The 13,533-nt window shown below is 45.3% G+C and carries 14 protein-coding genes, 1 other RNA gene and 1 pseudogene; all 16 read right to left on the reverse strand.

The genetic code is table 11. From position 1 onward, the window contains the following. On the reverse strand, positions 1-403 hold a 403-nt coding region (locus PGX78_RS02750), incomplete at its 3' end, for a GNAT family N-acetyltransferase (RefSeq protein WP_270445297.1). Between the two features lie 12 nt (positions 404-415). Next, positions 416-1,288 (reverse strand): DUF2156 domain-containing protein, encoded by an 873-nt coding sequence (locus tag PGX78_RS02755; RefSeq protein WP_333523851.1) that lies wholly within the window; start codon positions 1,286-1,288, stop codon positions 416-418. Between the two features lie 168 nt (positions 1,289-1,456). Further along, positions 1,457-2,227, reverse strand: a complete 771-nt coding sequence (locus tag PGX78_RS02760; protein ID WP_006940774.1) for an IclR family transcriptional regulator — start codon at positions 2,225-2,227, stop codon at positions 1,457-1,459. A gap of 16 nt (positions 2,228-2,243) precedes the next feature. After that, positions 2,244-3,350 (reverse strand): efflux RND transporter periplasmic adaptor subunit, encoded by a 1,107-nt coding sequence (locus tag PGX78_RS02765; protein WP_270445298.1) that lies wholly within the window; start codon positions 3,348-3,350, stop codon positions 2,244-2,246. 17 nt (positions 3,351-3,367) lie between these two features. Next, on the reverse strand, positions 3,368-3,613 hold the full coding sequence (locus tag PGX78_RS02770) for a pro-sigmaK processing inhibitor BofA family protein (RefSeq protein WP_270445299.1): 246 nt from the start codon (positions 3,611-3,613) through the stop codon (positions 3,368-3,370). A gap of 10 nt (positions 3,614-3,623) precedes the next feature. Next, a complete protein-coding gene (gene recR, locus PGX78_RS02775) occupies positions 3,624-4,214 on the reverse strand; it encodes a recombination mediator RecR (RefSeq protein WP_270445300.1) in 591 nt (196 codons plus the stop codon). Further along, positions 4,214-4,534 (reverse strand): YbaB/EbfC family nucleoid-associated protein, encoded by a 321-nt coding sequence (locus PGX78_RS02780; RefSeq protein WP_006940782.1) that lies wholly within the window; start codon positions 4,532-4,534, stop codon positions 4,214-4,216. The genes recR and PGX78_RS02780 overlap by 1 nt, the downstream gene beginning before the upstream one ends. 223 nt (positions 4,535-4,757) lie before the next feature. After that, a complete protein-coding gene (gene dnaX / locus PGX78_RS02785) occupies positions 4,758-6,641 on the reverse strand; it encodes a DNA polymerase III subunit gamma/tau (RefSeq protein ID WP_270445301.1) in 1,884 nt (627 codons plus the stop codon). Between the two features lie 76 nt (positions 6,642-6,717). Further along, an RNA gene (ffs, locus tag PGX78_RS02790) (signal recognition particle sRNA small type) lies at positions 6,718-6,817 on the reverse strand. Positions 6,818-6,953: 136 nt separating this feature from the next. Continuing rightward, positions 6,954-8,117, reverse strand: a complete 1,164-nt coding sequence (locus tag PGX78_RS02795; protein ID WP_270445302.1) for an OmpA family protein — start codon at positions 8,115-8,117, stop codon at positions 6,954-6,956. A gap of 210 nt (positions 8,118-8,327) precedes the next feature. Beyond that, on the reverse strand, positions 8,328-8,762 hold the full coding sequence (locus tag PGX78_RS02800) for a GtrA family protein (protein WP_270445303.1): 435 nt from the start codon (positions 8,760-8,762) through the stop codon (positions 8,328-8,330). Continuing rightward, positions 8,762-10,093: a replication-associated recombination protein A gene (locus PGX78_RS02805; RefSeq protein WP_270445304.1), complete on the reverse strand. Its 1,332-nt coding sequence runs from the start codon at positions 10,091-10,093 to the stop codon at positions 8,762-8,764. Before PGX78_RS02805 ends, PGX78_RS02800 begins: the two co-directional genes overlap by 1 nt. Positions 10,094-10,116: 23 nt before the next feature. Next, on the reverse strand, positions 10,117-10,704 hold the full coding sequence (locus tag PGX78_RS02810; RefSeq protein WP_270445305.1) for a hydrolase: 588 nt from the start codon (positions 10,702-10,704) through the stop codon (positions 10,117-10,119). Between the two features lie 10 nt (positions 10,705-10,714). Next, positions 10,715-11,851, reverse strand: coding sequence for a DNA/RNA nuclease SfsA (sfsA, locus tag PGX78_RS02815; RefSeq protein WP_270445306.1), 1,137 nt, complete (start codon positions 11,849-11,851; stop codon positions 10,715-10,717). Between the two features lie 11 nt (positions 11,852-11,862). Then, on the reverse strand, positions 11,863-12,705 hold the full coding sequence (dapF, locus tag PGX78_RS02820) for a diaminopimelate epimerase (RefSeq protein ID WP_270445307.1): 843 nt from the start codon (positions 12,703-12,705) through the stop codon (positions 11,863-11,865). A gap of 20 nt (positions 12,706-12,725) precedes the next feature. Next, a pseudogene (locus PGX78_RS02825) lies at positions 12,726-13,533 on the reverse strand (hydratase); the annotation flags it as partial.

Genomic DNA, 13,533 nt, shown 5'->3' on the forward strand with positions numbered 1-13,533 from the left:
TCGTTTCACGCCATTGATGACAATACAACTCATACCCATATTGTTGATAAAAGCCGGCCTTAGAGGGCATAAGGATATGCACGACTTGACCGCGCCGCCGCATTTCCTTCAAGGATGCGGTTAACAGCTTGCCTCCCAAACCGCTACGACGAGCAGCCGGATGAGTGGCCAGGCCGACAATATAGGAAACAGGAAAACGAACACCGCGAATATTCAATTCATATTGATTCAAATGCGTCAAACATACGACAGCCCCGTCCTGGATCCCCAGAAGTACGTTTTCGGGCTCATACATATTGGCAAAATACCAACGAAAGAACGGGTGCTCCTTCGGTTCGAAACAATATGCCCACAAGTCTTCCACCACATTTCGGTCCTGCGGACCGGCCAAGCGAAATTCCATATGCGCCTCTTTCTATTTAGCCAACGTAACACTGAATTTTTCTACATAATGGTCGGGATTATACGATTCCTTTGACTGACGCAACCCCGGAATCCCCATATCCTCTTCTCTATTAATATACGTCGTATGGCTCCATGCATGTACAACAAATTCATGATTAATTGCCTGATAAAGACCCCGGATATTGGGATCGCTTTTTTCAAAATGGATAATGGCCGTATCGTCGTTGAGCATTTCTCCTATAGAAAAGGCGGCTATTTTATTGAAAATGCGAATGGCTCCGCCTTTTGCACCTAAGGCATCCCAGTGATCAAAGATGGTCTTAATAGCTTGGCGTTCGCCTTTCATTTCATCCTCATCTTCACCTTCCGTATCGCGATCGATACGATTTTCCATCCACCGTTTGTCCGCATCCAGGCATTCTTCAAAAATATCTTCCGTAATGGGAAGATATTCATATCCCATATACTGGTTACGGAAATGATTCAAGTTGTTCTTTTTCTGCCGGAATTTTTTCCCCGACAAGTTAATCAAATCTTGTGTCAAATAAACGTATTCATAGTTATCACGGTCAGGCACAATCGTGTAGCAGTCGGGACACAGCATGTTCAACTTGTCGACTACCGGTTGTGTAACCCCCTTCATCAAAAAAGGGTGATTATGTGCCGTAAACCATTCTTTCATTCGTTCCAAGCCGGCAACGAGTCCACCGTCTTTGCGCGAAAAAGGGGGCAACCAGAATTGCTGATTGCCGCGTCCCGAACGAATATACAAGACCTGATCTTCTTCAGCCCACTGAATGTCGTACGGGTACTGCCAAGCCAACAATGTCATAAAGGTAGCATCGGCCTGTTCGTACCGCTTTTCATGAAAGTATGAATCCAATACGGGCTTATCGTTAATTGTAAATTCTCTAAACTGAATGATAATAATCTCTCCTTGCTAAAGTGTCTGACATATAATCGACAGGCTAAAACCGTTTGTATCGTTTCATTATAATAATCTCAGCAATTATCTGATATTCACTGTACATCAACTTCACATAATAGGTTTCTATTTTTTCTTACGACAACCTAAGGCGTAGGATATTTCAGATGCATACTGACTCATAGTAAAAAGCATTTTTTGCCGAATAGAATCATAAAATCTCATAGACGGACCGGCTACCGTCAACGAAGCGACCACTTGTTCTTCAAAGTTAAAAACGGGAACGGCTAAGGCAAACAGACCGTGTTCACTCTCATCTTGTGTAACTGCATATCCGTTATGCCGAATCATGGACAGTTCGCTTTCCGACAAACCGCCGTGCTTTTCACTGATGCGTTTTTGTTCGTCCTTATTAGCCCATGCAACCAACACCTTGCCTGCCGCCCCCTTATATACAGGCAACGACTCTCCCAAAGGGATGACACGGCGCAACGAATGAGTACTTTCCACGTGATCCAAACAGATACGACTGTCCCCTTCAGCAACATAAATACTGGCCGTTTCATTAAACTCTTGTTGCAATCTACGCAGATACGGTTTGGCTAAAGTCACGATATTTTCCGTCCAGTGTGAGGAATAGCCGAGGGCTAAGGCCTTGGGGCCCAAACGATACTGCTTCGAATCTTCATTTCGAGTTAAATACTGTCGACGCTCCAACGTGTTGACAATGCGAAAGGCTGTAGAGGTATTGAGCTTCGTCATACCGGCAATCTCTTTCAAAGTCATGCCCGTATTACACTCTACAAACAAATCCAATACATCCAGACTTTTTTCCAACGATTTTAAAAGGCTGTTTTCCCGATTCGCTTCGTAATGTCCTGTATCCTTCATATACATTCCTTCCGACTGGCTCTTATGATGATACTTTCATTCCTATTTCCAAAGAATCCGGCGGGTCGGATACAATCGTATCCCCCTCTTTAAGGCCGCTGAGAACGATCACTCGTCCGCCTTCTTCATCTCCCGTTAAAACGGCTCTGGCATCAACGACTCCGTCACTGTTTACAACATATACGAAATCTCCGCTGTCTTTGGTTTTAACCGCCTCTTTAGGCACCGTAATCTGATTGATTTCCTCAGGTGTAGAAAGACGAATATGGTAAAACTCTCCGGGAACGAAGAGGTTTTTATTATTGTTAAATGTAATTTTTGCCAAATAGGCGTTGGTAGCTCCGTCAACTTCCGTCGACAAGAAAGTAAGTTCCCCTGCTTCCGTTTCACCGCCCGGCGTCAAGACCTGTACTTTCAAGGTTCCGGCTGCCCGTGCGGCCTGAACCGCATCAATATAGTCCTGCGGTACGGCAAAAGTAGCTACCAGAGGCGTCAACTGCTGAACCGTTGCCAACACGTTACCCGCAACGGCTACAGACGAATTTTCCGCAACAGCGGTAACCCGACCGTCGATGGGTGAATAAATAGTGGCATTACTCAGCATTTCTCTCGCCGTTTGAATTGTTTGTTGCAACTGGGCCAATTTCTCCGTATCCACAGCCGGTGCCGCCCTGTACGTACCGCTACCGTTTGCCCGCGACTGCATTTGATTATATTCAACACGTGAAATGGCACCCATTTGATACCATACATCAAGCTTTGCCCGCTCTCCCGTATCGACGGGCGGGGCTTCGTATACCGGTGCCGCCGACGCCGATGCCGACATAAGCTCCGCTTCGGCACTGCTTAGGCTTTGTTGATACGGCGTCGGATCGACTTGAGCAATTACTTCCCCGGCCTTAATATCTTGACCGACGGCCGGCGGTGCCGACACCAGTTTTCCCGATACTTTCGGCATAATTTCCGCCGAATGTAGGGCCGTAATATTCGCATCTAAAGTCAAAGCCACCGGATGCGGCGACTTGGTCACCTTTTCCGTCTTGGCGGAAATCGTGTTGCCGCAACCGGTTAGCAAACTTACGGAAAGCAGAAACATTCCCAACAATCCGAATGCATGCTTCACATTCATCCTATCGCATCCTGTCTTTAAATAACCAAATAAAATAACGTTACCGCCACCACTCCGGGTACGCCGAAAAAGCCTACAATAAGTCCCGTAAGAGGCGTAACATTAACATGGTGCAAGCCTGCCAGAGGTCCGTACGTGTTAACCAAATGAAGCAAAAAAAGCCCCATCATTGTATTAATGGCCAATCTACGAATAGGTGCCAAAATAAACCGATTTATAATAAGCAGCAAAACAATACCTGCACCGATATATAGGTATTCCACATGAAGTTCCTCACATTTCCCGGCGATTGGCTACAGCTCCGGCTAAAGTCGCTTCGTCGGCAAATTCGATATCGCCGCCCATGGGAAGTCCTCTGGCAATTCTCGTCACCTTAACCCCTGCCGTTTTCAACAATCGTGCCAAATACAAGGCCGTCGCTTCTCCTTCTACATCGGGATCCGTAGCAATAATGACTTCTTGAACCCGAGTATCGCCCAAACGCTGTAATAATTCCTTAATATGCAAATCTTCCGGTCCGATTCCGTCGAGAGGGGATAAGGCCCCGTGCAACACGTGATATAAACCGTGATAGTCCTTTGACCGTTCAATAGCCGCCACATCTTGAGGTGTTTCCACTACCATAATGACCGAACGATCTCTATGTTCATCCGTACAATAAGTACACGGATCGGTAGACGATAAATTAAAACATACGGAGCAAAAATGCATCTGTTCTTTCGCTTTTCGAACCGCATCGATAAAAGCTTCCGTTTTCTCATCCGGTTGCTGTATCATATAATACGCTAACTTACGAGCCGTTTTAATGCCGATACCGGGCAAGCGTCGAAATTGTTCCGCCAAATGTTCCAATGGCGTATCCATTAGAACATACCCGGCAAATTCATACCGCCCGTGATTTTACTCATTTCCTGAGCCATCATGTCATCAACCTTTTTGCCTGCCTCATTAACAGCCGCTACAATCAAATCTTCCAACATTTCCTTATCTTCCGGATCAATCACGGACGGATCGATAGTAACGCTTTCCACCGTTTTTTCGCCATTCATGACAATGGTCAACGTACCGCCGCCGACAGTCGCTTCAACAGTGCGTACCTTTAATTCGTCCTGCATCTTCTTCATATCTTTTTGCATTTTCTGCACTTTTTTCATCATACCTTGCATATTGCCGCCACCGAACATAATAGTTCCTCCTTATAGTAAGCGAATATATTTTACACCCTATTTTGGTCATTCCAATTAGGAACGATTCCTTTTAAAACTTTACAATCCTTTATATTATACTATATTCCTACCGATTCTGTCATAAAAACAAAGAATATACGCGGCCTCTTCCACTTACTTTCTTTATGAAAACGACACTCGAATAACGTAAGAGCACTCGCCGGTGTGAGCGAGTGCCCTTTTATGTATCTTTATATTCTACGAAAATACGACAATCTCCTACCGCATCAAGCACAGCCGACAGGGCTTCTCGTTCTCCCTGCGGTATATCTTGTCGTTCAATAGCCACCGGTTCGTGTGAGCCGTCAACTTGCTCGGTCAGCACCGATTCCTTCTCCGTGTCTTTTTGGGGTATGGTCGCCGACTTTATATCCGAATCAGTCTTTTTTTTTTCGTATGCCGCCAATTCGCTGTCCCCTTCAAGGTAACTTCGCATATGGTATCCCTTACCGAGGACTTGAGACAAAGCTTCATCCACACAAGTATAATAATCCTCTCGATTGGCCCGCTTAACCATAAATTCTGTCGGCAAGGCAAGGATAAACTCCGTCTCTCCGATATAAACGACTCGCCCGTTTCGTATACATGACAAAACAGCTTTCTTTTTAGCCCTGTCCAAGACAGCGCAAACGCTACTCCAGATTCGATTATATTCGGCATCGTTAACCGGCACTTGCCGTCCTTTCGATGACATATCAACGGCCGAACCCTTCGATTTTTCCTCTTCAGCCTTCGGGTTGGGCTCTCCAACAGACGGTTTTACGGCTCCTATCGCTTCGGGAACCGTCACCGCTTCCGTAAGTTGTAATTTAGGCTCTTGTCTATGGACCTGTGTTTTTACCGAAGTCTGAGGTATACAAATCTCGGATTTCGTCCCAATGCCCTGCTCTAATCGCACAAGGCGCTCCATAACATCCTGAGGAACAGCATACGCCCGTTTTTCCAAAGCCGTAACCCTTACCGCCAAGTCACCGCTCCCCGATTCGTTTTGAGCCGCCATCAGCAAACCCGTTTCTACGGCAATTCGAGGAAAAGGGGAGGTCTTAACCCGCAATAAAGATTCTTGCAAAATATTCAAGACCGCAAATATCCGTGCCGGTTCTATGGACTCGGCTTGCGCAGCCAATTCTTTTTCCACGTCCGCATAAGCTGCCAAAGTCTCAGACTTGGGAGCCGCTTGATACAGCATAAGAGCCCTTAAATGCATGACCATATCGGCTAATACATTTTGTACTTCTTTCCCTGCCTGTACAACTTCATCAATACCTTCAATAAGAGTTTCTCCACGACCGCTAAAAAGGGCCGCCGTCATAGAGAATAACCAATCTTTGCCGACAAGTCCCAATAAGTCCCGTACAATCTCTTCATCGACACACCGCCCACCGTTACCTACACACTGGTCAAGAAGGCTCAAGGCATCGCGCATACCGCCGTCGGCTCGAACGGCAATCATCCGAGCTGCGTCGGGCTTCAAATCTATTTCTTCCTTGTCGGCAATATAGGCCAACCGTTTCTGTATGTCGTCTGCCGTAATACGACGAAAATCATATCTCTGACAACGAGAAAGGATAGTCATAGGTATTCGTTCCGGTTCTGTCGTCGCCAAAATAAAGACCACATGTGCCGGCGGTTCTTCCAACGTCTTTAACAAGGCATTGAAAGCTTCTGTCGTAAGCATATGCACTTCGTCGATAATGTATATTTTTTTATGCCCTTCCGTAGGCATAAACTTTACAGTCTCCCGCAACTGGCGAATATCTTCAATACTTCTATTCGATGCCGCATCGATCTCTACCACATCAAGAGATTCACCGCTCGTAATGTGTTTACATATATCACACTCATTACAAGGATGCGCAGTCGGGCCGTGTACACAATTAAGCGCTTTCGCAAAAATTTTAGCTGTACTGGTTTTTCCGGTTCCGCGCGGACCGGAAAAAAGATAAGCATGAGCCACTTTATCATTTTCTACAGCCTGCTGCAGGGTCTTCATAATTCGACCCTGACCGACAACGTCTTCAAATGTCTTCGGTCGCCATTTGCGATACAATGCAATATAGGACATATCGTTCCCCTTATATGAAAAAAAGCGGCTTCGCCGCTGTTTTACCGCCTTCTCGTAAAAGCACTCGTGTGTAACAGCTTGCCGGGTTACCTCGTGGCACACGAAGATGACTACTTATCGCTGCTTCCTCTCGGACCTGACGAGGTTCATAGGTCTCCATTGCACAAGCCCCGACAGGCTGTCACGCACCAATACTTTTATGCTAGAATATTATACCTTATTCATAGTCGTAAGACAAGGCGACACAGGGACAAAAACAGGGAATCGATTATGCCGATTCCCTGTTATGGCCCTTGCGGGTAAATTCTTTATTTATCTGTGATGCCAAATATCAACACGACGATTGTCTGCACGGCCCTGATCGGTGGCATTCGTTGCAACGGGATCGTTCTTTCCTTCATAAGAAAGTTCGAGTTGTTCCGGATTTACACCGTGATCGACAGCGTATCTAGCTACATTTACAACACGACGTTTGGAGAGATCGTCATTGTAAGCATCCGTACCGCGAGCATCCGTATTACCTACGAGTTTGAATGTATCATGCGGATATTCTTTCGCTACGGCTACAAAATGATCGAGCTTGCCCTGATCGTAGGCAATAGGCGTATCTACATCAAAGGCGAAGTGAACACTTTCGAGATAGTAGTCATTATATACGTGGCCGGGTTGTTCCTGCACAACCTGACGACGCGGCTGTTCCGCCACAACCGGTGCGGGAGCCGCTTTCTTATGGCCGCCGAAACGATAAGATAAGGTTACGAAGGGTCCTTTATAGGCAATATTGGCATCACTCGTCGCCACTGCCGGGTTCGTAACGCCTGACGAATTCGTATTAGTAAAGCCGAGAGCTGTCTGGCCTTTTTCGGCAAGACGCGTATTTACATAACGATAGCCTGCCGTTAAGTCGAAATCTTTGCCTATCGTATAACCGAGACCCGCTTCCCAAATAGTCGTATGCTTTGTACCTACGGCTGCCTTACCGTAAATGTCGAAATTTTTAGCCAAAGGAGCTTTGGCAATGAGACCGAGCTGAGCGATATTATTGGTTCTACTGAAAGAATCTTTAGAGTTTTTAATGCGATTCCAACCGCCATATACGGCAAAGTTTTTATTGAGAGAGTAAACCAGATTTACTTCATGTTCATCTCCGTCCGTACCCTTAATACCTTCTTTTTTGGTATTTAAGTCATGGTACGCATATTCAAGACCCCATTTGTCGCTAAGACCGTAGGACAAACCGCCCGTAAAATTCCATTTGGAATCACTCGTCTTCGTACCCGTATATGCCGTTCCTGCCCCGGCAGCCGGCATCGTCGTTGCATCAAAATTGCTCATATCAACGGAAGATTTTACATTCCATGCACCGAGATCCAACTGGAATTGACCCTTTTGAAACTGTGTCTGCGGAGTAGCAAATGCCATGGACGTCACACAGGCTGCTGCCAAGGCTGCTACTGCAAAAGCTTTCTTTTTCATTGCTGTTCCCCATTTCAAACTACAAACCATAAATACTACTAAATCAGTCTATCATTAAACGGACATAAACTCAATAATATGTATTTATTATTTTAAAAAAATAAATACGGTTTTGATATGTATAGATTTATTTTTGCATTCTTTGCATATATGATGCTTTTCCGACACTTATAAAAAATCCCGCCAGCAAAACGTTGAGCGAGATTTCTTTTAAAATATCCATTTTTTTCGCGACAGATAATTCCACACGGTTACGATAGCACTGGCTATAATCTTTGCCGGCACGGGCTCTATGGAAAGTCCCGATGTAAATATCCACATGAGAAGTAAATTCCACAATAGCCCGATAATACTGACAACAAAAACGAGGGTCAGCTCTTTCTTTCGCTCATAACGACGACCGCTTTCAAAAACAAAGATGTTCCCCAAGATATAGTGATATACAGTAGCCAACGAAAATGCGGTAGCTGTTGAAACGGAAATTCTCAAAGCTGAATTATCGAAAAAAGATGTATAAAACCCGTTGAAGAAGTAAAACATAAGCCATTCTGCTATAGCTGCCGACCCGCCTATGCATAAATAAAAAAAGATTTTTGCATACTCGTTTGTGCTGTAATCTTTTCCGAAAATAACTTTCTTACTCATTATTTCTTCCCTTTACCGTATCTTTTTTTCCATGCCTTTATTTCTTCAAACCGTGCCTTAAAACGTCCCTCCAATCCATGCTCCGTCGGTCGATAATACGCTCGCCCCCGCAACGAGTCGGGTAAACATTCCATGGCTGTCAATCCTTCAGGGTGATTATGTGCATAGTCGTATCCCTTGCCATATTCCAAGTCCTTCATCAACTTAGTCGGTGCATTTCTAATCTGTAACGGAACCGGTTCGGCAATTTGTTCCAACGCATCCTTACGCGCCGACAAATAGGCCGTCTCCATGGCATTCGACTTGGGAGCTAACGATAAGTAGACAACGGCTTCCGTAAGATGAACCGAACATTCGGGCATGCCGATAAAATGGCATGCCTGATATGCTGCTACGGCTATTTCCATAGCCCTTGGATCGGCCAGTCCCACATCTTCAGCTGCAAATCGAACAACGCGTCTGGCCACATAAAGAGGGTCTTCGCCGGCCTCCAACATTCGGGCCAACCAGTATACGGATGCATCGGCATCGGAGTTTCGCATTGATTTATGGAGGGCCGAAATAAGATTGTAATGTTCTTCTCCCTTTTTATCATATAAAAGAGATTTTTTCGATATACACTGTTCGAGAGAATCTTTCGTAACTACCAAGGCATCGCCTTCAATTTCACCGTTTAAAACAGCCATTTCCAAGGTAGACAAAGCACTGCGCCCGTCTCCGTTAGCAAAAAGAGCAATAGCCCCCAATAAATCATCGTCTATGCGAATCTCTCGGGTACCGAAACCTTCGGGTTCTGCCAACGCCCGTTTTAATAACTCTTTAATATCATCTGCCGTTAAAGCATGTAAAACGAAAACCTTACAGCGGGATAATAAAGCCCCGTTAATCTCAAAGGACGGATTTTCTGTCGTAGCTCCGATGAGGACAATGCTTCCTTTTTCCACAAAGGGTAAAAATGCATCTTGTTGTGCTTTATTGAAGCGGTGTATTTCATCTACAAAAAGAATTGTCTTTTCACCGTAGCGTGTATTTTCGTCAGCCTTCTGCATAATTTGGCGAATTTCTTTAATGCCGCCCGTAACAGCCGAAAAATCTACAAAAGCAGCCTTCGTATGTCCGGCAATTACGCGAGCCAACGTCGTTTTGCCGACACCCGGAGGCCCCCAAAAAATCATAGACGGTACCGTATCATTTTCAATGAAACGGCGCAAAATACGCCCCTCTCCCAAAAGATGGTCTTGACCTATAATATCATCAATTGTCTTCGGCCGTATACGTGCCGCTAAGGGCTGATTGGCCGCGTCGGTGTTAAAAAGAGACGTTTCTTCCATGGCGACTCCTTTGCCGAAAAATTCTATGCTTCCTGTCCCGTCAACTCGGTATACTCTTTATGAATATCGTCTTCACACGAACGCATGGCGAGAATCGTTTTTTCCATTAAATCCGTCAATTCCCAGCCGAGTAACTCGGCTCCTTGCGTAATGATATCACGAGAGCAACCGGCGGCGAAACGTTTATCCTTAAACTTCTTCTTCAAACTTTTTACTTCCATATCTTTAGTGCTCTTTGAGGGCCTCATAATGGCTGCCGCCCCTATCAGGCCGGTCAATTCATCGGCCGCAAAGAGAACCTTTTCCATCTGTGCTTCCGGCTTTATATCTACACAAATACCGAAGCCGTGACTGCAGACGGAACGTATAAATTCCGGCGTTGCCCCGATTTCAGACAACAATTCGGGAGCTTTCTTACAATGCTCTTGTGGATATTGCTCAAAATCCACGTCATGGAGAAGTCCTACTAATCCCCAATAATCAGCTTCATCACCATATCCCAACTCATTAGCATACCATTTCATAACGCCCTCTACCGTAAGTGCGTGTAAAATATGGAAGGGTTCATGATTATATTTTTGTAACAATGCCAAGGCATCTTTTCTATCCATTATTCTCCCCTTAAAAATCAAAGAGTGTTTCCAAACGATTCATGCGAATATCCTCAAGAACTTCTATAAACGGCTTATAATGAACGGGATTTTCCTTAAAATAAAAAAGACAAGGACCTCCGTCATCCCCTGTAATTGCCGGGACAAAACCGTCACTGACATTACCGACATGAGAAGCAAATTCTGCCTCTACGGTATTGGCCGTACGCACGGCCGCCACAGACGATACTGTCATAAATAAACGAAGATAATCCGTAATTTGCACCGGCTTTTTACGTACTCGTCGGAGTCCGGATAGGCGGGCTTTCAGGTTTTCTTCAACCGCCCCGATATATACATAATATCCTGCCTTAAAATCATGCTTTTTGCCTGTCCCGATAAACTCACAGCGGTCTTCTTCTAAACAATAAATGACGGCATAAGTTCCTCGATCTCTGTTTTCCCGCTCCAAAACAGCCTGCGGATACATGAGTTCACGCCCGGGTGCAGGTTCGGAAAAATCGTCATTCCATTCAACCGTAAAAGCCTTCCAATCAAGTTTATCCGCACAGGTTTCAAATGTTTTGGCAAAATCGGGATCTGTATGATAATCGGGCAAAAACCAGCGAGCCCGATTCCATTGAACCAAAAACAGAATACCTGCACGAATCCCCTTATCTCGCAAAGATGATAAATGGAGAAGGTGCCTCCTCCCCCGTTCCGTAACAGCGTCGGGGAACATAGCTCCGTTTTTACTGAATAAGGTACAAGACTTCACTTCTAAAAAGAAAAGGTCGTCTCCTCTGTGTAATAAAAGGTCGAACCGACTGCCTTCTATGGCAACTTCTCGCCGCAAAACATCCCAGTCCTCCCAACCCGGTATCTGTTTCTCCCGAATTAAAGCCTCAGCCACGTCATTATTATATTGAGTATCCAGTAAAACAGGAATTCCGTCCCTCTCAATACCGATAACATCATAAGGTGTCTTTCGCCCCGGCGTTAAAACCTTACGAACCCACACCGTTGTCCCGACATATAAAAGCTCCCATAGTCTGCCGGGATTCGGTAAATGACAAGTCATCGTTTCATCATCTATTTCGACATGAACAATAAACCGATTGGGTCGATCTATAAACCGGCCTTTAAATAGTTTTTCGTATCTAATCATAATAATAAAGACTACGTTTCGTCAGGCCAGGTTCCCGTAAAGGATACGGCGGCCGGCCCCGTCATATACACATTGCCGTCTTCTTCCCTATATTCAATGTGCAAAGTTCCCAAGGGAAGTTGAATATCTACTTTTCTTCCCGTACGCCCGTTTAAAAAGGATGCGACGGCAACGGAACAGGAGCCGGTCCCGCATGCCAGCGTAGCACCTGCACCGCGTTCCCACGTACGAACTTTGACCGTCCGGTCATCCATTTGTTGGGCAAAGTTAATATTTGTATGCTTCGGAAACGCCTCGTGCTTTTCAAATAAAGGCCCTATTTTTTCAATATCGACAGAGTCCACATCGTCCACATACGTTACTGTATGCGGCACACCCATGAGAAGAGACGTGATTTTCCAATTTTCGCCGTCTACACACAAGTCTTCATTCAAGACTCGACCATCAGTTCCCTCCATAGGAATTTCACTTCTATTAAACGAAGGTCGTCCCATGTTGATGGTAATCAGTTCCGCCTTGTTATCTGCCCCGACTGTAATTTCCGGTTCCATAATTCCTGCCGGCGTTTCTACGGTAAACCGTTTCTTTTCAATAATACCGTTGTTATATACATACTTGGCAAAGCAACGAATACCGTTTCCGCACATTTCCGCCTCGCTGCCGTCGGAATTGATGATACGCATACGCACATCCGCAACGCGGCTGTCTACAATGACAATGAGTCCGTCCGCACCGATTCCCGTATGACGGTTACACATGGCACGAGCCAGCGCGGTAAAATCCTTGTCTTGACCCGTCTTATCTTCAATAAAGACAAAATCATTGCCCAGTCCGTGCATTTTTACAAAATCCATATGTTCCCCCAAAAGTGTTCTTACTTCTTATTCCGATTATAGTTAATGAGACAGCCGGCTCGAATAATTTCTCGTTCTTCCGACGTCAAGTCTGTGATATAAAGGGTTACTTCCTCTATACTGTTCTTTCGTACTAAATAAGCCTTGATGTTATTCATATCCCCTTCTAAGATCTTACGGATATGCGGTACATATACGTAGTCACCAACAGCAAATTCCGTCTCTTTCCGTACCTGGAAGGGTAACATCCCCCAATTGATAACATTGGATCTATATCGTTTCGTTGCATATTCCTTACAAATATTGGCTAACCCGCCCAAAACACGCTGACAACTGGCAGCCTGCTCGCGAGCTGAGCCGTCTCCGGGTTTAGTGCAGTAAATAACGCTGCCTATCTCCGTTTTATTTCGCTCTACATTTCCCAAATGCATTTCCAATAAATCATAGACAGCTGCAACTTCCGCATCCGTCTCACCGTTAAGTCGTAACTCTTCCTTTTGCTTAACTTCCTTGGCTCGTCCGACGTAGTCGGGATCTCTTCTGGACAAGGTAAATTCGGCCAATCCCAAAGGATTTGACCGATAGGAAGACGTTTCCCCCGACGGAATCAATTCATCCGTAGTCGTAACGGGGTCTGTAATGACAGAACACATTTTCAACAACACGTCTTCAGCCAAAGCTTCCTGTTCCGGCCAATCCTTAATATTCGGTCCGTAAACCAGCTTTTCTTCCCCATTGCCACTGTTAAATCCGTAATATACACGACTTGCGTACGGTCCGTCGTCATACGTATACGGGCGTTCTTTATAATTGTCAAAGTATCCGTCA

It is taken from the genome of Megasphaera sp. AF13-6AC, assembly GCF_027685385.1.
Classification (GTDB): Bacteria; Bacillota; Negativicutes; order Veillonellales; family Megasphaeraceae; genus Megasphaera; species Megasphaera micronuciformis.